The sequence below is a fragment of the Streptomyces sp. cg40 genome (assembly GCF_050320165.1).
GTDB classification, from domain to species: domain Bacteria; phylum Actinomycetota; class Actinomycetes; order Streptomycetales; family Streptomycetaceae; genus Streptomyces; species Streptomyces hokutonensis.
In genome coordinates this window covers 7,404,894-7,425,845 of the sequence record NZ_CP190128.1, presented here as the reverse complement: position 1 = coordinate 7,425,845, position 20,952 = coordinate 7,404,894, and the positions used below count along the sequence as shown (strand labels likewise).

22 protein-coding genes are annotated in these 20,952 nt (G+C 69.7%); 8 read left to right on the top strand and 14 right to left on the bottom strand.

The window, feature by feature from the left end:
* Positions 1-26: 26 nt before the first annotated feature.
* Positions 27-1,262 (bottom strand): cytochrome P450, encoded by a 1,236-nt coding sequence (locus ACQHII_RS33450; protein WP_427922767.1) that lies wholly within the window; start codon positions 1,260-1,262, stop codon positions 27-29.
* A 229-nt stretch (positions 1,263-1,491) separates the two neighbouring features.
* On the opposite strand from ACQHII_RS33450, the gene ACQHII_RS33445 reads away from it, so the two are divergent.
* Complete coding sequence (locus ACQHII_RS33445) at positions 1,492-2,661, top strand: steroid 3-ketoacyl-CoA thiolase (protein ID WP_200712966.1); 1,170 nt, start codon at positions 1,492-1,494, stop codon at positions 2,659-2,661.
* On the opposite strand, the gene ACQHII_RS33440 is transcribed toward ACQHII_RS33445, so the two are convergent.
* On the bottom strand, positions 2,645-3,544 hold the full coding sequence (locus ACQHII_RS33440) for a LysR family transcriptional regulator (protein ID WP_427922766.1): 900 nt from the start codon (positions 3,542-3,544) through the stop codon (positions 2,645-2,647). The genes ACQHII_RS33445 and ACQHII_RS33440 overlap by 17 nt on opposite strands.
* 139 nt (positions 3,545-3,683) lie before the next feature.
* Here ACQHII_RS33440 and ACQHII_RS33435 point away from each other — a divergent pair, with 139 nt between their 5' ends.
* Complete coding sequence (locus ACQHII_RS33435; protein WP_427922765.1) at positions 3,684-4,571, top strand: SDR family oxidoreductase; 888 nt, start codon at positions 3,684-3,686, stop codon at positions 4,569-4,571.
* On the opposite strand, the gene ACQHII_RS33430 is transcribed toward ACQHII_RS33435, so the two are convergent.
* Positions 4,555-4,821, bottom strand: a complete 267-nt coding sequence (locus ACQHII_RS33430) for a DUF397 domain-containing protein (RefSeq protein WP_427922764.1) — start codon at positions 4,819-4,821, stop codon at positions 4,555-4,557. The genes ACQHII_RS33435 and ACQHII_RS33430 overlap by 17 nt on opposite strands.
* Positions 4,787-5,641 carry a helix-turn-helix domain-containing protein gene (locus ACQHII_RS33425; protein WP_427922763.1) on the bottom strand — a complete coding sequence of 285 codons (855 nt, stop codon included), beginning with the start codon at positions 5,639-5,641 and terminating at the stop codon, positions 4,787-4,789. The genes ACQHII_RS33430 and ACQHII_RS33425 overlap by 35 nt, the downstream gene beginning before the upstream one ends.
* Positions 5,642-5,744: 103 nt before the next feature.
* On the opposite strand from ACQHII_RS33425, the gene ACQHII_RS33420 reads away from it, so the two are divergent.
* Positions 5,745-6,137, top strand: coding sequence for an ATP-binding protein (locus tag ACQHII_RS33420; protein ID WP_427925468.1), 393 nt, complete (start codon positions 5,745-5,747; stop codon positions 6,135-6,137).
* A 10-nt stretch (positions 6,138-6,147) separates the two neighbouring features.
* Here the strand turns inward: ACQHII_RS33420 and ACQHII_RS33415 are convergent, their stop codons facing one another.
* The gene (locus ACQHII_RS33415; protein ID WP_427922762.1) at positions 6,148-6,978 is read right to left on the bottom strand and encodes a hypothetical protein; all 831 of its coding nucleotides are present in this window, start codon (positions 6,976-6,978) and stop codon (positions 6,148-6,150) included.
* Positions 6,979-7,064: 86 nt separating this feature from the next.
* Here ACQHII_RS33415 and ACQHII_RS33410 point away from each other — a divergent pair, with 86 nt between their 5' ends.
* Positions 7,065-7,544: a hypothetical protein gene (locus ACQHII_RS33410; RefSeq protein ID WP_427922761.1), complete on the top strand. Its 480-nt coding sequence runs from the start codon at positions 7,065-7,067 to the stop codon at positions 7,542-7,544.
* Here the strand turns inward: ACQHII_RS33410 and ACQHII_RS33405 are convergent.
* On the bottom strand, positions 7,535-9,583 hold the full coding sequence (locus ACQHII_RS33405) for a bifunctional glycosyltransferase 87/phosphatase PAP2 family protein (RefSeq protein WP_427922760.1): 2,049 nt from the start codon (positions 9,581-9,583) through the stop codon (positions 7,535-7,537). The two genes, ACQHII_RS33410 and ACQHII_RS33405, sit on opposite strands and share 10 nt — an antisense overlap.
* 277 nt (positions 9,584-9,860) lie before the next feature.
* Here ACQHII_RS33405 and ACQHII_RS33400 point away from each other — a divergent pair, with 277 nt between their 5' ends.
* Positions 9,861-10,532 carry an O-methyltransferase gene (locus ACQHII_RS33400; RefSeq protein ID WP_427922759.1) on the top strand — a complete coding sequence of 224 codons (672 nt, stop codon included), beginning with the start codon at positions 9,861-9,863 and terminating at the stop codon, positions 10,530-10,532.
* Between the two features lie 22 nt (positions 10,533-10,554).
* Here ACQHII_RS33400 and ACQHII_RS33395 read toward each other — a convergent pair whose 3' ends face one another.
* Positions 10,555-10,947: a hypothetical protein gene (locus tag ACQHII_RS33395; RefSeq protein WP_427922758.1), complete on the bottom strand. Its 393-nt coding sequence runs from the start codon at positions 10,945-10,947 to the stop codon at positions 10,555-10,557.
* An 82-nt stretch (positions 10,948-11,029) separates the two neighbouring features.
* Between ACQHII_RS33395 and ACQHII_RS33390 the strand changes: the two genes are divergently transcribed.
* On the top strand, positions 11,030-11,473 hold the full coding sequence (locus tag ACQHII_RS33390; RefSeq protein ID WP_427922757.1) for a DUF1992 domain-containing protein: 444 nt from the start codon (positions 11,030-11,032) through the stop codon (positions 11,471-11,473).
* Here the strand turns inward: ACQHII_RS33390 and ACQHII_RS33385 are convergent.
* The 4 genes from ACQHII_RS33385 to ACQHII_RS33370 form a co-directional block, all read right to left on the bottom strand.
* Positions 11,462-11,980, bottom strand: coding sequence for a hypothetical protein (locus ACQHII_RS33385; protein ID WP_427922756.1), 519 nt, complete (start codon positions 11,978-11,980; stop codon positions 11,462-11,464). The two genes, ACQHII_RS33390 and ACQHII_RS33385, sit on opposite strands and share 12 nt — an antisense overlap.
* A gap of 5 nt (positions 11,981-11,985) precedes the next feature.
* Positions 11,986-12,624, bottom strand: coding sequence for a hypothetical protein (locus tag ACQHII_RS33380; RefSeq protein ID WP_427922755.1), 639 nt, complete (start codon positions 12,622-12,624; stop codon positions 11,986-11,988).
* 91 nt (positions 12,625-12,715) lie between these two features.
* Positions 12,716-13,105: a nuclear transport factor 2 family protein gene (locus ACQHII_RS33375; protein ID WP_427922754.1), complete on the bottom strand. Its 390-nt coding sequence runs from the start codon at positions 13,103-13,105 to the stop codon at positions 12,716-12,718.
* 62 nt (positions 13,106-13,167) lie between these two features.
* Positions 13,168-13,887, bottom strand: coding sequence for a helix-turn-helix transcriptional regulator (locus tag ACQHII_RS33370; RefSeq protein WP_427922753.1), 720 nt, complete (start codon positions 13,885-13,887; stop codon positions 13,168-13,170).
* Between the two features lie 174 nt (positions 13,888-14,061).
* On the opposite strand from ACQHII_RS33370, the gene ACQHII_RS33365 reads away from it, so the two are divergent.
* On the top strand, positions 14,062-15,939 hold the full coding sequence (locus ACQHII_RS33365; protein ID WP_427922752.1) for a subtype A tannase: 1,878 nt from the start codon (positions 14,062-14,064) through the stop codon (positions 15,937-15,939).
* Between the two features lie 160 nt (positions 15,940-16,099).
* Here ACQHII_RS33365 and ACQHII_RS33360 read toward each other — a convergent pair whose 3' ends face one another.
* Positions 16,100-18,181: a DHA2 family efflux MFS transporter permease subunit gene (locus ACQHII_RS33360; RefSeq protein WP_427922751.1), complete on the bottom strand. Its 2,082-nt coding sequence runs from the start codon at positions 18,179-18,181 to the stop codon at positions 16,100-16,102.
* Positions 18,182-18,338: 157 nt separating this feature from the next.
* Here ACQHII_RS33360 and ACQHII_RS33355 point away from each other — a divergent pair, with 157 nt between their 5' ends.
* The gene (locus tag ACQHII_RS33355) at positions 18,339-19,298 is read left to right on the top strand and encodes a peptidoglycan-binding domain-containing protein (RefSeq protein ID WP_427922750.1); all 960 of its coding nucleotides are present in this window, start codon (positions 18,339-18,341) and stop codon (positions 19,296-19,298) included.
* Between the two features lie 17 nt (positions 19,299-19,315).
* Here ACQHII_RS33355 and ACQHII_RS33350 read toward each other — a convergent pair whose 3' ends face one another.
* Both ACQHII_RS33350 and ACQHII_RS33345 read right to left on the bottom strand, forming a co-directional pair.
* On the bottom strand, positions 19,316-19,972 hold the full coding sequence (locus ACQHII_RS33350; protein ID WP_427922749.1) for an HAD-IA family hydrolase: 657 nt from the start codon (positions 19,970-19,972) through the stop codon (positions 19,316-19,318).
* Between the two features lie 174 nt (positions 19,973-20,146).
* Entirely contained in the window at positions 20,147-20,728 is a 582-nt protein-coding gene (locus ACQHII_RS33345) for a TMEM165/GDT1 family protein (RefSeq protein WP_427922748.1), read from the bottom strand.
* Between the last annotated feature and the right edge of the window lie 224 nt (positions 20,729-20,952).

Genomic DNA, 20,952 nt, shown 5'->3' with positions numbered 1-20,952 from the left:
CCGCCGGCCCGAGCTGTGTGGTTGCCTCAACCGGCGGTCACCTGAAGCTCCTTGACGCCGTTGATCCAGGCCGAGCGCAGCCTGCGCGGGTCGCCCGTCAGGGTCAGGCCGGGCATCGCGTCCGCGATCGCGTTGAAGATCAGGTCGATTTCGAGCACCGCGAGGGACTTGCCGAGGCAGTAGTGCGGGCCTCCGCCGCCGAAGCCGAGGTGCGGGTTCGGGTCACGCATCACGTCGAAGACGTCCGGGTTCTCGAAGACCTCGGGGTCGTGGTTGGCCGAGGCGTAGAAGATGCCGACGCGGTCGCCCTTCTTGATGTGTTTGCCGCCGAGTTCGGTGTCCTGGGTCGCCGTCCGCTGGAAGGCGTTGACCGGTGTGGCCCAGCGGACGATCTCCTCGGCGGCGGTCGACGGGCGTTCGCGCTTGTACAGCTCCCACTGCTCGGGGTGGGTGAGGAACGCGTGCATGCCGTGGGTGATGGCGTTGCGGGTCGTCTCGTTCCCGGCGACCGACAGCATGAGCACGAAGAAGCCGAACTCGTCGGAGTTCAGGTTGCCCTCGTCCTCGGCGGCGACCAGGGTGCTGACGATGTCGTGGGCCGGGCACTGCTTGCGCTCGGCGGCCATTCCCATGGCGTAGGCGATGAGTTCGGCGGCGGACTCGGCGCCGACCTGCTCCGTGATCGCGTACTCGGGATCGTCGTAGGCGATCATCTTGTTGGACCACTCGAAGATCTTGACGCGGTCGTCCTGCGGGATGCCGATGAGTTCGGCGATGGCCTGGAGGGGCAGTTCGCAGGCGACCTCGGTGACGAAGTCGAAGGGGCCCGAGTGGGCGCGGGCGTTCGCCACGATGGCCTCGGCCCGGTCGCGCAGGCGTTCCTCCAGGGCGCGGATCGCGCGGGGGGTGAAGCCGCGCTGGACGATCTGGCGGACGCGGGTGTGCTCGGGCGGGTCCATGTTGAGCAGGATCAGCCGCTGGGCGTCGATCGAACCGCGCTCCATGTGCTCGTTGAAGCGGATGATCGCCGTGTTGAGGGTCGAGGAGTAGATCTCCGGGTGGGTGGAGACGTACCGGACGTCGGCGTGCCGGGTGACGGCCCAGTAGCCCTCGTCCTGGAACCCCGCGATGTTGGCGCGCTGCGGGATCCAGCGGACCGGTTCGGCCGCGCGCAGTTCGGCGAACTCCGGTAGGGGCACGCGGTGGTGGAGCAGATCGGGGTCGGTGAAGTCGAACCCTTCGGGCAACGCTGGACAGGGCATCGGCGCAACTCCCGTCATCTGACGGTCCATCAGGAACCCGGCTGCCGTGAAGGTAATAACGGGTTCTAGAAGTCGCAAGAGGTGCGGCAAGCCGAATTCCCTGCACGACCCTTGCGGTTGTGGACGGCCTGTCAGCAGACTGCACACAGAACTAGAACGCGTACTAGTTCTGCGTGGCGGGTGGCCGGGACGCCCGCGCCGCGCGGTGGACGAGGAGAGGACGTGTCCCATGGCCGCGGAACCCGTCATCGTGGAAGCCGTACGCACCCCCATCGGCAAGCGCGGCGGCGCGCTCGCCAACCTGCATCCCGCCTACCTGCTGGGCGAGACCTACCGTGAACTCCTCGGCCGCACCGGCATTCACGCCGACTGCGTCGAACAGATCGTCGGCGGCACGGTGACCCACGCCGGCGAGCAGTCCATGAACCCCGCGCGCACGGCCTGGCTGACGATGGGCCTGCCGTACGAGACGGCGGCGACGACCGTCGACTGTCAGTGCGGCTCCTCGCAGCAGGCCTCGCACATGACCGCCAACCTGATCGCGGCGGGCGTCATCGACGTCGGGATCAGCTGCGGTGTCGAGGCGATGTCGCGGGTGCCGCTGGGCTCGGGGTCCAAGCACGGGCCGGGGAAGCCGTTCCCGGACGAGTGGAACGTCGACCTGCCCAACCAGTTCGAGGCCGCCGAACGCATCGCCCGCAACCGGAAGCTGACCCGCGAGAACGTCGACTCGCTCGGTCTGATCTCGCAGGAGCGGGCGGCGATCGCCTGGTCCGAGGAGCGCTTCAAGAAGGAGACGTTCGCCGTCCAGGTGCCGACCACGGAGGACGAGCAGCGGGCCGGGCTCGGCATGTGGCGGCTCGTCGACCGGGACGAGGGCCTGCGCGACACGTCGATGGAGGCGCTGGCGAAGCTGAAGCCGGTCATGCCGACGGCCGTTCACACCGCGGGCAACTCCTCGCAGATCAGCGACGGCGCCTCGGCGATCATGTGGGCGTCGAAGCGGATGGCCAGGGCGCTCAAACTCCGCCCCCGCGCCCGGATCGTCGCCCAGGCGCTGGTCGGCGCCGACCCGCACTACCACCTCGACGGACCGATCGACGCGACGCGAGCCGTGCTCGGCAAGGCGGGCATGACCCTCAAGGACATCGACATCGTCGAGATCAACGAGGCTTTCGCGTCAGTGGTGTTGAGCTGGGCGCAGGTCTTCGGTCAGGATCTGGAGAAGGTCAACGTGAACGGCGGCGCGATCGCCCTCGGCCACCCGGTCGGCGCGACCGGCGCCCGCCTCATCACCTCCGCGCTGCACGAACTGGAGCGCGCCGACAAGGAGTTCGCGCTGATCACGATGTGCGCGGGCGGAGCGCTGGCGACCGGCACGATCATTCAGCGGCTGTAGCCGACCGGTTGGCGGGGATGAGCTGATCCTCCGCGCAGGCGCGGAAGGCCGCGAGCAGGGGGCGGTCCTCCTCGCCCGCGCGCATGACCAGGACGACCGGGATGGGATCCACGCCTTCCAGCGGGACCGTGGTCAGATCGGACCGCAGGCCCTTCTGGATGGCGCCCACCGGAACGAGCGACACCGCCTCGCCCGCCGCGATGACTTCGAGCTTGTCCTCCAGACTCCCGACCTGCGGACCGTCCGGCGCCCGCGGTCCGTCCGGGCGGGGGTCGATGCGCCAGAACGCGTTGAGCTCCGGGTCGGGGAGACGGGGTACGGGCTCGTCCGCGACGTCGTCGAGAGTGACGTACTCCTTGCCGGCCAGCCGGTGGCCGACCGGGATCAGCAGCACGCGGGGCTCCTCGTAGAGGACCGTCACGCTCAACCCCTCGTCGGGGAACGGGAGTCGGCCCACCACCACGTCGACCCGGTGCTCCAGCAGGGCGGTCGGCAGCTCACCCCAGCCGATGAAGGAATGCTGCACATCGGCGTCCGGGCAGCGTGCGCGCAGGGCGCGCACCGCCGGGGTGACGATGAGCCCGGTCATGTACCCGATGACGATCCGGCGCGGCGTCCCGGCCGCCCGCGCCACGGCGGTCGCCTCCGCCGCCGACCGCAGCAGCGCCTGCGCCCTGGGCAGGAACGCCGCCCCCGCTTCGGTGAGTTGGGTGCCCTGCGTGCTCCGGTCGAAGAGCCGCACCCCCAACTCGCCCTCCAGCCGCCGGACATGGCGACTGAGCGAAGGCTGCGCGAGATGCAGGGCGGCTGCCGCCCGGCCGAAGTGCAGTTCCTCGGCGACGACGGTGAAACAGCGCACCAGACGCAGGTCCAGGTCAGTCATACATCGACTGTACGTCCGCAGGAGCAGGGGTGATACCGGAACTGAATCACGTCTTCCGGAGTCGGTCTTGGACGGGCGGGGTCGAGCGGGCGCAGGCTTGAAGCACACCACTTCCCGACCCACCTGGGGTGATTTCGTCATGCGTGTTTTCGTCACCGGCGCGACCGGATTCGTGGGCGGCGCGGTCGTCCGCGAACTGCTCGACTCGGGGCATCGGGTGCTGGGCCTGGCCCGCTCCGACGCGTCGGCGGACCGGCTCGCGGCGACCGGGGCGGAGGTGCATCGGGGTTCCCTGGAGGACCTCGACGCGCTCCGCGCGGGCGCGTCCGCCGCCGACGGTGTGATCCACACCGGTTTCATCCACGACTTCTCGAACTACGGCCCCTGCGTCGCGGCGGACCTCAGCGCGGTGGAGACGCTGATCGACACCCTCGCCGGTTCGGACCGCCCTCTCGTCATCAGCTCCGTGATGAGCCACGGCCGTACCGAGCACGAGATACCCGACCTCGCCACCCACCCCGAAATGCCGCGCCTCGCGGCCGAGTTGACGACCCTTGCCGCAGCGGACCGGGGCGTGCGCACATCGGCGATACGGCTGCCCCAGGTGCACGGCGAGGGCGACCACGCCTTCGCCCCCGCCCTCATCGACATCGCCCGCGCCAAGGGCGTCTCCGCGTACGTCGGCGCCGGCACGAACCTCTGGGCCGCCGTCCACCGCGAGGACGCTGCGCTGCTGTACCGGCTGGCGTTGGAGAACGCCCCGGCGGGCTCGGTCCTGCACGCGGTCGGGGACGAGGGCATCCCCGTACGGGAGATCGCCGAAGTCATCGGCAAGCGGCTGGACCTACCGGTGACCAGCGTGCCGGCCGAGGAGGCCGGGGCCCACTTCGGCTGGCTGGGCCACTTCGTGGCGTCCGACCTCACGGGAACGAGCACGCTCACGCAGAAGCGGTTCGGCTGGACTCCGACCCGGATCGGCCTGCTGGCCGACCTGGACCACGACTACTACTTCAACCAGCCGTCGTAGCGGTCCAGTTGACGAAGGTGGTGAACGCGGCGGGGTCGAGGGTGAGGATCGGCCCCGCCGGGGTCTTGGAGTCACGGATGAGGAGGGTGGTGGGGGTTGTGGGGCAGGTGGGCTCGGCGATCTCTACGCAATCGCCGCCCTGGTCACCGCTGTACGAGGACTTGCGCCAGGCGAGCGGGCCGAGCGGCGCGCACTCGACACACTGGCCGCCCTGATCACTGCTGTAGCTGGACTTCCGCCACGTCGGCATCGCGCTCTTCCCCATAACGTTCCTCCATCACGCGCCGGATCAGCTCCGCCGAGTCCCTGATGGAGAGAGCGGCGGCCTGGAGATGATCGTAACGGAGCGAACAGTCGTTGACGGTGTCAGGGTTGGCAGTCGGATGCCCGCTTCCGTAGCTCTCTGTGTAGACGATGGTCGGGTCGCTCGGGAAGCGATAGAGGTCGTAAGAGCCCGTCAATCCCGCGTGCGCCCCAGCCGAGAACGGCAGGATCTGGATGTTGACTCGCGGATTGTCCTCGTGGGCCAACAGGCGGGCCAGTTGGTTCCTCATGGTCTGTCGGCCGCCGATCTCCAGATACAGCGCGGCTTCGCTCAGGATCGCCCAGAAGACCGGCGGGTTCTCCTTCTTCAGGATGCGCTGCCGAGCCATTCGTACGGCGGTGCGGTCGTCGAGGTTGCTCTGGTCCAGCGTGCCGAGCACGGCACGGGCATACTCCTCGGTCTGGAGGAGACCGAGGACCATGTGTGCCTCAAAGGAACAGATCTCGACGGCCCGAGCCTCCAATTCACCCACCTGCTGGAACCAGGACGGGAGTTGGCTGCGCAGCACCAGATCAAGCATCCGGGTCAGCAGCCCACCCGTGTCGAGCGCCGCATCTACCCGCTGGCTGAACTCCAGCGTGGGAAGTTTGCGTGCCGTCTCGATCTGGCCGATCAACGACCCGGTGTAGTTGACGATCTTGCCGAGTTCCCGCTGGGTGAGACCGGCCGCTTCTCGGTAGCGTCGCAACTCGAAGCCGTAGTAGTCCAACGGTGACGCCCCCGGATCGAGGGTGTTGATGTGCACGTTAGGCCCCCTGTCCACCCGTGAACGGGTTGTATTCCTACCGTTGCCGAGGGTAGCGGCGGGGCGTCAGCCTCGTAGTGTGAATGAACCAACTCCCCCCGCCATGCTGGCCTTTCCCGACCGGCAGCAGTACGTCATGCACCTCACCGTGGGTGAACACTCCGCCCGGCACATCCGCCGTATCGTCCGCTCGTTCCTGCTGGAGTGGGGCATGCCGGAGCTGTCGGACGCCGTGGAACTGGCCGTGACGGAGCTGCTCGCCAACGTCGTCCGGCATGTCCCGGACCGGCGCTGCGGACTGCGGCTGCAACGCCAGGTCGCCGGAATCCGCGTGGAGGTGACCGACGGTCGTCCTGAACTCCCCACCCTGAACCCGGAGTTGGACCCCGAGTCGGAGAACGGCCGCGGGCTCGTCATCCTGGACGCGGTGACCGACAAGTGGGGGGTGTCACCTGCGTCCAGGGGCGGGAAGACGGTGTGGTTCGAGTGCTCGTGAACTCGGGCCGTCAGCCCCCGAGTTCGGCGGTGTCGGCGGCGGGCGGGGCCTTGACGGTCACCTTCTGGTCGATGTCGAGGAAGGTGACGGTGAGGTCGATCGTGCTGCCGTCGGCGTCGGTCTGCGTGGGATAGGTCTTGCCCCGCACCCGGTACTGCTTGGGGTGGTCGTCGCCGTCGACCCACAGGTCCATGGTCATGGTGCCGTCGACCTGGAGGACCACGAACTGGTCGAGGCTGTCGGTCCGGCGCTGCCGGGCCGCCTTGCCCTTGGCGGCGCTCTGGGCGGCGAACAGGCCGCGCTCGGTGACCGTTCCCCGGTAGTGCGTGGCCTTCGTGCCGTCGACCGTCTCGGCGCCGATCCTCCGCACGTCCTGGGAGCCCACCATGACCGTGGACTGCACGACCGGGCTCACCTCCATCGAACCGGGCAGCACGCCATAGGTCTGGTTGTCCGCCCCGCCACGCCCCCACACGGCAGGCTCGGCCTTGAGCCAGCCCTTGCCGCCCAACTTCGACGCGTCGACCCCGCTCCCGCCGACGTAGATCGCCTTGTCGACGAACCGGATGTCCAACTCGCCGGGCTTACGCGCACCGGCCACGGTCATCACCATGGTCATGACCGCCGGTTTGGTCCCCATGGACGCCTCGGCCGTCAGCCGCCCCCTCTCGGGCACGGTCCCGCTGACCCGGTAGTGGAGCGAGGTGATGTCCTCGGACTTGTCCGCCACCTTGACCACGGCCGCCGCAGGCACCGGCCCGGCCGAGTCCTCCTTCACGGAGCCGTCCCCACACCCGACCGCTCCCCCACCGAGCAGTACGACGGCGAGCGCCACACGCACCGAAATCCCCACAACTCCCCCTGGAATCAGGCGTGTTCACGCCGGTCAAGAACACGATCTTATTCAGGGACGGCAGAATCGGTCGGGTGACCAGCTGGACGCGCTTGCAGGACAGGCGGTTCAACGGATACCTGGGGGTCGGGCTTCCGCACGAACTGGACGGCGAGGTGGACGCCTTCGTCATCGCGTACATGAGCCGTCCGGAGCCGCTCGACCTGGGCCGGCGGGCCGCAGGGGTACTGAGCGCCTACGGCCAGCGCATGGCGTCCGTGGCGGTCAGGACGCGGGCGCCCGAAGCACTGCGGCGCGGACTCGTCGCCGTAGGCCTGGCCGAGGCGCATCTCGACGACCCGCGCGACAATCTGTACGGTCTCGCCGCGCTCCACGACGGCGCGTCCCTGATCGGCACCCCGTTCTCCGGTCTCATCACCGAGGTGTCCCGCTGCCTCCCGCCGTCGGGGGTGGCGGCACTGCGCGATTTCGACGGACGCGGGGACCGCGACAAGTCCGTCGAAGCCATGGGGATCAGACGGACCGGTGAGGGCGAGACCTTCCTCTACCGGTAGACCGCCGGCTCCAACTCGGCCCCGATCTCCGCCCGTTTCGTCGCCGACCGCGCCCGCGGCCCCTGGAAGAGGTACGACAGTCCGAAGCCCGCCGCGACGACCGCCGCGCCGCCCGCCGCGTCGAGGACCCAGTGGTTGCCGGTCGCGACGATCGCGGAGACGGTGAAGAAGGGGTGGAGGAGGCCCAGGGCCTTCATCCACCACTTCGGGGCGATGATCGCGATGACGACGCCGCACCACAGGGACCAGCCGAAGTGCAGGGACGGCATCGCCGCGTACTGGTTGGTGAGGGCGGTGAGGGTGCCGTAGTCCGGCTTGGAGAAGTCCTGGACGCCGTGGACCGTGTCGATGATGCCGAGGCCGGGGAGGAGGCGCGGCGGGGCCAACGGGTAGAGCCAGAAGCCGACCAGGGCCAGGAGGGTGGCGAAGCCGAGGGAGGAGCGGGCCCAGCGGTAGTCGACCGGGCGGCGCCAGTACAGGACGGCCATCACGCTCAGCGGGACCACGAAGTGGAAGGACTCGTAGTAGAAGTTGAAGAACTCCCGCAGGAAGTCGACCTTCACGACCCAGTGGTTGACCGCGTGCTCGATGTCGATGTGCAGGAACTGCTCGATCGACAGGATCTGGTGGCCGTGGTGTTCCGCCGTGGCCCGGCCGCCCGCGTTGGTGCCGCCCGTCGCCGCGAGGCGGACCTGCTGGTAGGCGGCGTAGGTGACGCGGATGAGGAGGAGTTCGAGGAGGAGGTTCGGGCGGGTCAGGACGCGGCGCAGCTGCGGGATCAGCGGGACGTGCTTCCAGCGCGTCGGGACCGGCTCGGCGTACTCCGTGGGGATCGGCCGCCGGTAGTACTCCGAGGTGCGCGGCAGGAACGGCACGACGGTCGCGGCGGCGAGTGCCATGAGCAGGACGACGTTGTCACGCAGCGGGTAGACGGCCGACATGTTCGGCAGCATCATCTTCGCGGGCAGCGTGGTGACGAGGACCACCGCCACCGGCCACACATACCGGTCCGAGGCCCGCTTGCCGACCCGGCCGACCACCGCGAGCAGCACCCACAGCAACTGGTGCTGCCAGGTCGTCGGCGACACGGCGATCGCCGCGCAGCCGGTGACCGCGACCGCGAGCAGCAGCTGCCCGTCGCGGGCGTAGCGCACGGCCCGGCGCAGGCCCAGGTAGGCGACGACCGCGCCGAGCGTCAGGAAGACACCGATCTCCAGCGGCCCGGTCAGGTCGAGCCGCAGCAGCGCGCCGTGCAGCGACTGGTTGCCGAGGTCGTCCGCCTTGCCGCCGAGGCCGACCCCGGCCATGTGGTGGACCCAGTAGGTGTACGAGTCGTGCGGCATCGCCGCCCAGGCGATCACCACGCTCGCGGCGAACGTCAGCGCGGAGGTCACGGCGGCCCGGCGCCGGTCGGTGAACCACAGGAGCGGTGCGAACAGCAGCACCGTCGGCTGGAGCGCGGCGGCGAGACCGATCAGCACGCCGCTGGCCCGCTCGCCGCGCACCGTGAAGCAGGCGAGCAGCACGAGGAGGACCGGGATGATGCTGGTCTGGCCGAGCCAGAGCGTGTTGCGCACCGGCAGCGACAGCATGAGCAGGCTGATCGCGACGGGCGCGGCGAGCAGCGAGGCCCGGCGGGTGACGGGCTGCGGCAGGGCCCGCGAGACGACGAGACCGAGGGCCACGACGAGCAGCAGCGTGCCGAAGGTCCAGCCCCAGCCGAGGGCCTGCTCGGCGGACCGGGTGAGCGGCTTGAGGACGAGCCCGGCGAAGGGGGTGCCGGTGAACTGCGTCGAGTCGTACAGCGAGCCCTTCACATGCAGCACGCCGTTCGGCCCGACCCAGGTCTCCAGGTCGGTCAGCCGCTCCCCCTGCGGGGTGCTGAGGACCACGGCCACCTGCCGTACGGCCAGGACAGCTGCCACCAGCCACAGGACCAGGCGCGCGGCACGCAGCCGCGCTCTGGCCGTCCCGGCGGCACTCGACCCGAAAGCTCCTGCCGCTCCCGCCGGTCGCCCGCTGTGCTCCACGTTCGCCACGCCTCGTAGGCCTCCCGCCCCGCTCGTCCCACGCTTCACACGCGTGGCTGTTCCCTCTGCGAACCCTATGAGGTTCGCACCCCCTGCGGGAGGGACGCAGGCAACCCCCTCTTCACCTGACGGCCGCCCTCCTTTTGTCCGGATGACGATAGTCGGCCCCAGGTTGCCTGGGCACGGCAAATAACGGCGTATCCGTAGAGTGAGTGATTGCACACGAACGGGTTCGCAACATTCTCACCGGATTCATGATCACAGGATTCACGAAGGGCACCGGCACATGAGCGAGTCGCAGCTGTGGAACGACGTCGACGACTACCTGATCGGCCACCTCTCCCCGCACGACGAGGTCCTGGAGGCGACCCTGCGCGACAGCGACGCCGCCGGCCTCCCGCCGATCGCGGTGTCGGCCGCCGCGGGCAAGCTGCTGCACCTCCTCGCCCGCATCCAGGGCGCCACCCGCGTCCTGGAGATCGGCACCCTCGGCGGCTACAGCACGATCCAGCTGGCCCGCGCGCTGCCCGCCGACGGCCGCCTGGTCACCCTGGAGTACAGCCCGAAGCACGCCGAGGTCGCCGGCCGCAACATCGCCCGCGCGGGCCTCGACAAGATCGTCGAGATCCGGGTCGGCCCCGCCCTCGACTCGCTGGCGGCGCTCGCCGACGAGAACGCGGCCCCCTTCGACCTCGTCTTCATCGACGCCGACAAGGCCAACAACCCGAACTACGTGGAATGGGCCCTCAAGCTCACCCGCCCCGGCAGCCTGATCATCGTCGACAACGTGGTCCGCGAGGGCCGGGTCGCCGACCCGGCCAACACGGATCCCGACGTCCTCGGCACACGCGCGGCGATCGAACTGATCGGCTCGCACCCGCGCCTGTCCGGCACGGCGATCCAGACGGTGGGCGAGAAGGGCTACGACGGATTCGCCCTGGCCAGGGTCACCGACTGAGAACTCTTCGCCGGGGGACGCCTCAACTCTCGTGATAGAAGCCGACGTTGATGCTGCGCGGCCCGGTGCGGTCCTTGATGACGATCTCGCCACTGCCACCACGGGGCAACGGGACGCTCCCTCCGTAGCCGACCGTCTGGGCGTACTCCCCGACGATCAGCCGCACTTCGGAGGACGGGTCGGACTGGGAGCCGCGCAGCCAGCTCACCTGCCAGGTGCCCTCGGGTCCGCACAGGAACTCCAGATGGACCCGTGAGATGAACAGCCAGTCGTCCGGTGTCACCAGCCGGCACACCGACTCGTCGCGGCCCACCCGCAGCACCGCGCCCGGGTCGTCGGGCGACTCGGCCATCAGCATGCCGGCCGTGGCGCCCTCGTCCGTCCCGGAGACCGAGGCCATGGTGAGTTCGAGCACGTGCGCTTCCCCCTTGAGGTGTCCTTACACAGCCGCCGCATGATAAATCCCCCGGCCGCACCGCGTCCGGCACAATGGAGTCATGACCGAGCGAAAGCCACCGGGTGTGTCCTTCGAGTCCTGGGTCGACAAGCAGATCCGGGACGCCGAGCGAGCCGGCGAGTTCGCCCAACTCCCCGGCGCGGGCAAGCCGTTGCCCTCCGGCTCCGACACGACGTACGACGAACTGTGGTGGATCAAGCAGAAGATGGCCCGCGAGGGCATCTCCGTGCTCCCGCCGACACTGGCACTGCGCAAGGAGGCCGAGGACGCCCTGGCCGCGGCGTACTCGGCCCCTTCGGAACGGATCGCACGGCAGATCGTCACCGAGGTCAACGTGAAGATCCGCGACATGATGTTCAAGCCGCCGCCCGGCCCTCCGCTGGGGATGAAGCCGTACGACGTGGAAGAGGTCGCACGGGAGTGGCGGGAGCGCCGGGCGGTCGACGGGGCCGGTGGCCCCGGTGGGTCGGCTTCAGATGTGTAGCAGCCGCTCCGTCAGCTCGCGGTAGTCCCGCAGGGCCAGCCGGAGTTGCTCGGTGTCGTCCGAACCCCTGGACTCCCAGGAGCCGTGCAGGCTCTCACGCCGCTTGGTGACGGCCTGCGCGAGGCGGTCGGCGACCTCCTCCAGGACATGGGCGGCCTCCTCGACTGCGGAGCGCGGTTCGTCGACGAACCCGGTCACCGCGTGCTGGAGCCGCAGATTGAACTTGTCGCTCTCGTCGTGCGGCAGCAGGCTCCCGTTCCCGGTGTCGGGCCGGTCGTGCCCGCCGTGCCGCTTGTCGGCGGCGACGGGCGCGGGAGGGGGTGCCGGGGCGTGCACGGGGGCCACCTTGTCGGCCTGGCGGTCGACCTGCCGGTCGGACTGGCGCGGGATCGGCGTCACGGCCGTGGCCTCACGCCGACCGGCACCCGCATCCGTACTCGTGTCCGCGCTCTTGCTCTCGCCGCTCTCGTCGCTCGTGTCGCCGTTGGGTCGTGTCACATCGGTCATGCGGCTCAACTTCCCTTCACTGCTTGCCTGTTGAATGAGCCGAACGCGAGGCGTCCGGTACGCCCACGACTGCTGCCACCGCCGCCGTCCGCACTCATCAGGTCGTCGAAGAGGGCACGGGCTTCGAGCATGGCCTCGCGCATCTCCTCGGTGCCGGCCTGGCTCTCCGGCGCGCCGTTCGTGGGCGAGTGGACGACGCGGTGCACGCGCCGGTAGCCGTGGACGTGGTCCGCGTGGTGCACCGACAGCGCGTCGAACTGCTTGTCGTACTCCTCGACGGCGGGGAAGCCCCGGGCCCCGGCCACCTCGCCGAGCAGCTGGTCGGCGTCGGTCACGGCCTGGCGGGGCGAGTCGACGAAGAGCTCCTGGGCAGCGGCCCAGCGGGCCTGGTACTGCTCACGGGCCGCGGGCTCCAACGGCTGCTCCCGCAGCGAACCGTGCTGCTGGACGCGCTCGCCGAGCTCCCGCTCGGCCGCCTTCGTGTCGCCGTCGTGCCGGGCCACGGTCCGGTCGTACTCGGGCCCGAAGCGCCGCTTCAGGCCCGAGCCGCCGAACCCGCCTCGGGCAGGCGGTGCCAGGGCCGCCGCGGCAGCGACCACGCCGACCAAGATCACGATCAAAACGATGATCACGCCTGTGGACATGAGTGCCTTCCGGATTCTCGGCCGACCGGCTCTCGTAGTCGGTCGGTTCCCGTACCGGGTTGCCGCAAAGACCCCCTTCAAACGACGGCCGTCACGCGGCGAAGCGCCGCACTCCGGTGACGGACCACACGGTCGCGATACGACCGTCCACGACCTCCAGGAGATCGATACCGCTCTTCTGGGAGCCGTCGGCACGCGTGACGTACCAGCAGGAGGCGACCCGCCCCTGCCGCGCGTCGACGAGGGGGACGCCCTCGACGGCGAACCGGCGTCCGGGACTCCCGGCACGATGCCGGGCGATGAGATCGACGATGCCCGAGGGACCGCGCAGCCCGTCGGTGTCCGGCGCCCCCTCGGGACGGCTGCCGAATCGGATGCGGAAGTCGGGGGCGAGGAAGCTCTCCGGTTCGCCGAAGTCGCCGTTCCACAGGGCGGTCCAGCGTTCGAACAGGGCAACTACGGTGTCTGTGTCTGTGGTCATGCGGCCACCTTGGCCCCCGTGGGCGACAGCCCCCTGTCGGTGATTGCCGTCACACTCGGACCTCACTCGCCGAACTCGGCCAGGGGCACCAAGTCCGAGCCCAGCGTGTCCAGTTCGGACAGATCGACATGCCGCGCCGGAACCCGCTCGTCGAGCGCTTCGACGGCCCGGATCCGGTCCAGCCGAAACCCGCGAGGCGCCTCCCGCAGCCGGCACCACCCCGCCAGATACCAGTGCTCGTCACCCCCGAGAAAGGCGACGGGTTCCACCTCACGACTGGTGAGGACCCCCTCCCTGTCGCTGTACTCCAGCCGCAGCACCCGCCCGGCCGTCAGGGCCTCGCGCAGCACGGCCGGTACGACGGGCTCGGCGGACCGCGCCGTCCCGGCCGCCGGCACGAGCAACTGCACGCGCCCCGCCATCTCGACGGCGGCGGCCCGCTCCCGCTCCGGCATCACCGCGAGCACCTTGTGCAGCGCGCTGCGCGCGTCGGCGGCGAACGGCGTCCCCGCGAGCGCGTTCAGCCCGACCGCCAGCGCCGTGGCCTCGGCCGGCGTGATCGTCAGCGGCGGCAGGGTCCGCCGCCGGTCCAGCACGTACCCGCCGCTGCGCCCCGGCACGGCGTACACCGGCACCCCCGACTGCTGGAGCGCCGCAAGGTCCCGCTCGACGGTCCGGGCGCTGACCTCGAAGCGCGCGGCGAGCGTACGGGCGCTGCGCGGCCGGGGCGAGGCGGCCCGCAACTCCTCCACCAGTGCGTACAGCCGGTCGGTGCGGTTCACAACAACCAGTCTCCGTAAAGCACGCCGACCACATCACCCGTAGGCGAACACCCGTGTCGGCTCGCGGCATAGAAACCCTTTGCCCTGTAAACAGGCGGCGGACTGATTCCTCCCAGCAGGCCTTCAGCATCGCGGCTTACGTTCACGCAAGACCTCACCTAAGGATGGATTGCCATGGAAGTCTCCAGGCGACACGTGCTCCAGAGCGGCGGAGCCGTCGCAGCTCTGGGGCTGACGGGATGCAGCGGCAGCGGCGGCGGCAAGAGTTCGGCGTCGAGCAGCCCGGGCGCGCCTTCGTCAGCCGCGGCCTCGGTGGGGACCGGCACGCCTTCGGTGACGTTCGACTCTGCGAAGTGGAGCTACGACGAGGGCAACGACGTCTACTACCGGCTCGGCGTCTACTACTGCACCAAGCCGGCGGCGAAGGAGTACGAGTACTTCGGCGTCTACGTCCCGGGCAAGTACCTCAAGGCGACCAAGAACAGCGACGGCACCTACACCGCGAAGGTCGACGCCTCGGGGAAGGTCGGCTCGTACACCGCGCGGACGGCCCCGGTCGTGATGCCGGTCAACACGCCCGGCTACGCGCCGCAGAGTCCGCCCACGTCCTACAGCTACAACGACGTCTCGGCCTACCTCAAGGCCGGCCTCGTCTACGTCGCGGCCGGCCTGCGCGGCCGGACCTCCAACACCTCCGCCTACACCGGCAACGCCCCGTGGGGTGTCACCGACCTGAAGGCGGCCGTGCGCTTCCTGCGCTACAACGACGACCTGCTCCCCGGCGACAAGGACAGCATCTTCGCCTTCGGCGTCAGCGGCGGCGGCGCCCAGAGCTCGGTGGCGGGGTCGTCCGGCGACAGCACGCTCTACACCCCGTACCTCGAAACGATCGGCGCGGCGATGAAGGACGCCGGCGGCAAGGCCATCAGTGACGCCATCGCCGGCGTCATGGCCTGGGTCCCGATCACCGAACTCTCCGAGGGCAACCTCGCCTACGAGTGGAACATGGGCCAGTTCGCCACCACCGGCACCCGTGCGAGCGGCACCTGGACCGAGGCGTACTCCAAGGACCTCGCCGAGGCCTTCGCCGCCTACGTCAACAAGCTCCGACTCAAGGACAGTTCGGGACAGAAACTCACGCTTGCCAAGTCCGGCAGCGGTGTCTTTCTCGCCGGCAGCTACTACGACCACCTGATGTCGGTGATCCAGACCTCGCTGGACAACTTCCTGTCGGACACCACCTTCCCCTACACCCCGTCCACCATGGGCGGCGGTCCTCCCGGCGGGGCGAGCGGCGGGGCCGGCGGCGCGGGGATGCCGACTGGCGGGGCGATGCCGTCCGGTGGGACGCCGCCGTCCGGCGGGGCCATGCCGACCGGCGCCTCCGGCGGGCCGGGCAACTCGTCCTCCGCGCAGGCGACCACGTACAAGACGGCGGAGGCCTATTTCAAGGCCCTCAACGCGGACGGCACCTGGGTCACCTACGACTCCTCGACCAAGAAGGCGACCGTCAAGAGCCTGGCCGGCTTCGTCAAGAGCCAGAAGTCCGCGACGAAGGGTGTCGGCGCGTTCGACGCCCCCGGCCGCGACGCGACGGAGAACGCCGTACTCGGCCTCGGCGCCACCGGTCTGCACTTCTCGGAGCTGTCACGGACCGTCATGTCGGCGAACCAGTCCCGCTACGCCAAGCTGACGGACTGGAAGTCCGACTACGGCACTTCCGGATACACGAGCGACTTCGACAAGACCGACAGTGTCGGCAAGAAGATCCCCTACCGGGTGAACATGTACGACCCGCTGTACTACCTGTCCGGCTCCTACGCCGGTTACAAGAGCGCGAAGGTCGCCCGCCACTGGCGCATCCGCACCGGCATCATGCAGGGCGACACCGCCAACACCACCGAGATCAACCTGGCCCTCGCGCTGCAGAACTACGGCATCGACAGCGTCGATTTCGCCACCGTCTGGGGTCAGGGACACACGGACGCCGAACGAACCGGCAACTCGACCACCAACTTCATCGCCTGGGTCAAGGAGGTCGTGCCCGGCTGACCTCTTCGAACGGTGCGGGCCCACCCACTCCCACTGTCCTCACGCCACCGGCTCAAGGCGCCCCGAAGGCGACCGAACCAAAAGAGGTGCGCGCACGGCGCCTGCCAAACACCGGCCCACTCACGCGGGCGCCTACCCAACACCGGCCCACTCAAGAACCTCAACTACCGCTGACAACCGCCCCGTTGTGCGGCTGCTCCCGATCAGACCCGCACAACTCCCCGTTCAGCTCCTTAACCAACTGAACGAGATCGGTGGGCCGGTCCGGCCCCCACCAGTCCCCCAGCGTCTCCGCGAGGGACTCCTCACGGGCCTGGGCCAGCCGTTCGGCCATCTCCCGCCCCTGATCCGTGAGTTGAAGATCGAGCCCTTCCCGCACCGCCAGCCGCCGCCCCTCGATCTGCCGGACCGCCGCGAGGATGACAGGCAGCGGCACGGAACTTCGCTCGGCCAGCACCCCCGGTTCCGCCCACCCGTCCCGCCTGATGCGCAGCAGCAGCCAACTCGCCGCCGGCTGAAGGTCGTAGCCCGCCTTCGCGGTGATCGTCCGGTAGATCTCGCGGCGCCCCTCCCTCGTGCCCAGCACGGACAGCGCGCGGCACACCTCGTCGTACGAAGACCGCTGAACCGGATTGCTGGCAAGGGTCTCCGTGAGGTCGGGTGCCGTGACGGAGCCGCGCAGTTTGTCCTCCTTGAGGAACCAGGCCAGGACGAAGCCGACGGCGGCGACGGGAGCGGCGTACAGGAAGACGTCCGTGATGGATGACGCATACGCGTGCAGGGCCTCCGGCCGTACCGCGACCGGTAGTTGGGAGATGCCCCGCGGATCGGACTCGAGCCCGTCCGGCGTGACGCCCGCAGGCAAGGACGTACCCCGGAGCGCGTCCGTCAGCTTGTCCCCCAGCCGGCTCGCGAAGATCGTGCCGAAGATGGCGACACCGAACGAGGCGCCGATGGACCGGAAGAAGGTCGCCCCGGAGGTGGCGACGCCGAGGTCCTCGTACGACACGGCGTTCTGCACGATCAGCACCAACACCTGCATGACCAGGCCGAGTCCGAGCCCGAAGACGAAGAAGTAGGCGCTCATCTCGCCGGTGGAACTGTTCTCGTCGAGCTGATGGAGAAGAAGCAGACCGAGCGCCGTGACACCAGTGCCCGCGATCGGAAAGACCTTCCACCGCCCGGTGCGGCTGACGATCTGCCCGGACGTGGTCGACGAGATCAGCATGCCGAACACCATCGGCAGCATGTGCACGCCGGACATGGTCGGCGAGATGCCCTGGACGACCTGGAGGAACGTCGGCAGATAGGTCATCGCACCGAACATGGCGAAGCCGACGATGAAGCTGATGACGGCGGCCAGCGAGAAGGTGCGGACACGGAACAGCTTGAGCGGAAGCACCGGCTCGGCGGCCCGCCGCTCCACCGCGACGAACGCCACCGCCAGCACCACCCCGAGCACGGCCAGCCCAACGATCTGCGGCGACCCCCAGCCCCAGGTCGTACCCCCCAGCGAGGCGACCAGCACCAGGCAGGTCGCGACGGCGGCGATGAGGAACGTACCGAGGTAGTCGATGACATGCCGGGTGGACCTGCGCGGGATGTGCAGCGCGGTCGCGATGACGGCAAGCGCCACGACACCCACCGGAAGGTTGATGTAGAAGACCCAGCGCCAGCTCAGATGCTCGGTGAACAACCCGCCCAGCAGCGGCCCGAGAACACTCGTCGCGCCGAAGACGGCCCCGAACAGCCCCTGGTAGCGCCCGCGTTCACGCGGTGAGACGACATCGCCGACGATCGCCATCGACAGCACGATCAACCCGCCGCCGCCCAGGCCCTGGAGCGCCCGGAAGCCGATCAACTGGGGCATGTTCTGCGCCGCGCCGCACAGCGCGGACCCGACGAGAAAGATCACGATCGCGATCTGGAACAGCCGCTTGCGCCCGTACTGGTCGCCCAGCTTGCCCCACAGCGGAGTTGCGGCGGTCGAGGCCAGCAGATAGGCCGTCACCACCCACGACAGGTGCTCCAGCCCGCCGAGATCGCTGACGATCGTCGGCAGCGCCGTCGACACGATGGTCTGGTCGAGGGCGGCGAGCAGCAGCCCGAGGAGCAGCGCCCCGATGGAGACGAGGACGTTGCCCGACACGTGTTCCTGGGCGGCGCTGCCCCGCCGCGGGGGTTTCTCCGATGGCTGCGCGTCGTGCACATTCCCTGTCATACCGTGCGCATCGCCGGCCATGAAGACCTCCCGAGGCTCTCGTTACACATCCATGGTGATCGGTGTGTCCCGTTACGGCCTGTTGAGTCCCGTGGGAGCCGTCACTCCGGGCGCGCCGAGGAGACGGCGTGAAGGAGAGCCGAATAACCTCGGGAGTCCGATGGGGAGGGACGAACACGTGAACGAGGCGAAAGGCCACATATGCCCGCAATGCGGGGCGCCGCGGGCGACCGACGGCTCCCCGTCCTGCACCTGCACCCAACGGGCGTCCGACGCGCTGCGTGACGCGCGCACGGCGGAGGCGGCAGCGGCGGAGGACTTCGACCCGCTGCGGATCAGACCGTATGTGGAACTGGACGGAAGCTCTCGGGAACAGGCCCCGCCACCCGAGGGCGAGACGCAGCAGCTGCCGGCGGTCGAGCAGACGATGCCACTGCGCGCCGTGCCACCGACGGCCCCGGACATGACCGACCTGAGCCTGTTCGAGGGCGGCGAGGACATCCCCGAACCGCTCGCCGACGCCGAGGCCGACGCCGACCCGCCCCGCCGTCGCCGCCGTACCGTCCTCCTCGCCGCCGCCGGAGCCGTCGTGGCGGTGGTCGCAGCGGCCGGTTTCGCGAGCGGCGTGTTCTCGTACGAGCCGCCGTCGCGGGACGACGCGGCACCCCAGGACGTACGGGGCAGCGTCCCGACCGCGTCGAAGAGCGCGGCGTCGGCGACAGCGACGCCCAGCGACTCCCTGTCCGCGAGGCCGACCTCGGCGTCGCCCACGCCCTCGCTCAGTGCGAGCCCCTCCACGACGGCCTCGTCGAGCCCGTCCGCCGCGGTGTCGACGTCCACGGACCCCAGCCCGACCCCGACGGCCACGGCCTCCACGAGCACCGGCAGCGACCGCCGGGCCAGCAGCAGCCCCGCCCCGGTCCTGCGTCCCGGCGACAAGGGCGCCGAGGTCACCGAACTCCAGCTCCGGCTGGCCCAGGTGTACCTCTACACGGGCACCGCAACCGGGACCTTCGACGACGCGACGGAGAGCGCCCTGAAGAACTACCAGTGGTCCCGTGGCGTCCAGTCCGACACGCTCGGGGTGTACGGGGCGGCGACACGGGCGAAGCTGGAGTCGGAGACGAAAGAGCCGTAACACACACCCATGGGCCCTTACCCCACCGACAACCGAATCTCCCCGCCCACGCCCTCCACCCGCACCGCGCGCAGATCCCGCACCAGCACGTCCGGCCGGTGGTACGCGGCCTGCGGCCCGACCCCCACCACGCGCATCCCGGCGGCGCGCCCCGCCGCGATCCCCGCCCCGGAGTCCTCGAAGACGACACAGTCCGCGGGCGCGACGCCCAGTTCGGCGGCGCCCTTGAGGAAGCCCTCGGGGTCGGGCTTGCTGGCGCCGACCGATTCCGCGGTGATCCGGACGTCTGGCAGTTCCAGTCCGGCCGCGCCCATCCGTGCCGTGGAGAGCGCGACGTCCGCCGAGGTCACCAGCGCGTGCGGCAGCCCCCGCAGCGAGGCCAGGAACTCCGGCGCGCCCGGGATCGGGACGACGCCCTCGACGTCGGCGGTCTCCTCGGCGAGCATGCGGGCGTTCTCGGCGTGGTTCTGCTCCATGGGCCGGCTGGGCAGCAGCAGCGCCATGGAGGCGTAGCCCTGGCGGCCGTGCACGACCTTCATGACCTCGTCCGCGTTCAGCCCGTGCCGCTCGGACCAGCGCCGCCAGATCCGCTCGACGACGGCGTGCGAGTCGACGAGGGTGCCGTCCATGTCCAGCAGGAGGGCGCGGGCGGTGAGCACGGTGGTGGCCGTCATCGGCAGGCTCCAAGGAACGGAACGGATGCGGGGGTGAGGGTGGCCCCCGAAGGGACAAGGCGGCCCCGTCCGCCGGTCAGGGAAAACGGACGGGAGCCACTTTGTTTCTCTACGGTACAAAACCGGACCGGCATCGCGCCACCATCCCCGGAAACAGTTCACCCACCGTTCAGCTCAGGCGGTCGCCGCCTCCCACAGGCTCCACGCCCCCAGCGCCAGCATCAGCACCGCCGCGATCCGCGTGATCAACTCCAGCGGCACCCGCTTCATCAGCGCCTTTCCGCCCACGATGCCGAGCCCGGCGACCGCCCACAGCGCGAGCACCGCGCCGAGACCGACGGAGAACGGGTCGTCGTAGCGGGCCGCGAGGTTGGCCGTCATGATCTGGGTCAGGTCACCGAACTCGGCGACCAGGATGAGCATGAACCCGGCGCCGGAGACCTTCCAGAAGGACTGGTCCTTGGGCGCCCGGACCTCCTCGTCGTCGTCACCCTTCTTGAAGAGGAGCACCGCGGCCCCGCCCAGGAAGAGCACACCGGTGACGGCGGCCACGAGCTGCTGCGGCAGCAGCGTCAGCACACTCCCCGCCGCCACCGCCAGCACCACATGCAGCAGGAACGCGGCGGCGACACCGGCGAAGACGTACGAGGCGCGGTAGCGGGTGCCGAGGACGAGTCCGGCGAGCGCGGTCTTGTCGGGGAGTTCGGCCAGGAAGACGACGCCGAAGACGAGCGCCGTCACGCTGATGCTGATCAAGGTTCCTCAATCGGTCGGGCGCTGCCCCACCGAGAGTGCGATAACCGTCTGCGGACACCTCGGCACGGCAGCACACACGGATGGTGCACTGCGTTGCCGAAGGTCTCGCTGGCCGATCCACCAAGTGGTCGTCCTCCGGGCGCCGGCTCAGACGAGCTGAGCAGTATGTCGACGGTCCGGCGAAGAGCTACTCCCCTTCTTCGCCGACAACTGTACGCGACGAC

Bases quoted from the DNA above. Each gene is read 5' to 3' on its own strand.
- ACQHII_RS33450 (WP_427922767.1), bottom strand. From the start codon at position 1,262: ATGCCCTGTCCAGCGTTGCCCGAAGGGTTCGACTTCACCGACCCCGAT.
- ACQHII_RS33445 (WP_200712966.1), top strand. From the start codon at position 1,492: ATGGCCGCGGAACCCGTCATCGTGGAAGCCGTACGCACCCCCATCGGC.
- ACQHII_RS33440 (WP_427922766.1), bottom strand. From the start codon at position 3,544: ATGACTGACCTGGACCTGCGTCTGGTGCGCTGTTTCACCGTCGTCGCC.
- ACQHII_RS33435 (WP_427922765.1), top strand. From the start codon at position 3,684: ATGCGTGTTTTCGTCACCGGCGCGACCGGATTCGTGGGCGGCGCGGTC.
- ACQHII_RS33430 (WP_427922764.1), bottom strand. From the start codon at position 4,821: ATGCCGACGTGGCGGAAGTCCAGCTACAGCAGTGATCAGGGCGGCCAG.
- ACQHII_RS33420 (WP_427925468.1), top strand. From the start codon at position 5,745: ATGCTGGCCTTTCCCGACCGGCAGCAGTACGTCATGCACCTCACCGTG.
- ACQHII_RS33400 (WP_427922759.1), top strand. From the start codon at position 9,861: ATGAGCGAGTCGCAGCTGTGGAACGACGTCGACGACTACCTGATCGGC.
- ACQHII_RS33390 (WP_427922757.1), top strand. From the start codon at position 11,030: ATGACCGAGCGAAAGCCACCGGGTGTGTCCTTCGAGTCCTGGGTCGAC.
- ACQHII_RS33385 (WP_427922756.1), bottom strand. From the start codon at position 11,980: ATGACCGATGTGACACGACCCAACGGCGACACGAGCGACGAGAGCGGC.
- ACQHII_RS33380 (WP_427922755.1), bottom strand. From the start codon at position 12,624: ATGTCCACAGGCGTGATCATCGTTTTGATCGTGATCTTGGTCGGCGTG.
- ACQHII_RS33375 (WP_427922754.1), bottom strand. From the start codon at position 13,105: ATGACCACAGACACAGACACCGTAGTTGCCCTGTTCGAACGCTGGACC.
- ACQHII_RS33365 (WP_427922752.1), top strand. From the start codon at position 14,062: ATGGAAGTCTCCAGGCGACACGTGCTCCAGAGCGGCGGAGCCGTCGCA.
- ACQHII_RS33360 (WP_427922751.1), bottom strand. From the start codon at position 18,181: ATGGCCGGCGATGCGCACGGTATGACAGGGAATGTGCACGACGCGCAG.
- ACQHII_RS33350 (WP_427922749.1), bottom strand. From the start codon at position 19,972: ATGACGGCCACCACCGTGCTCACCGCCCGCGCCCTCCTGCTGGACATG.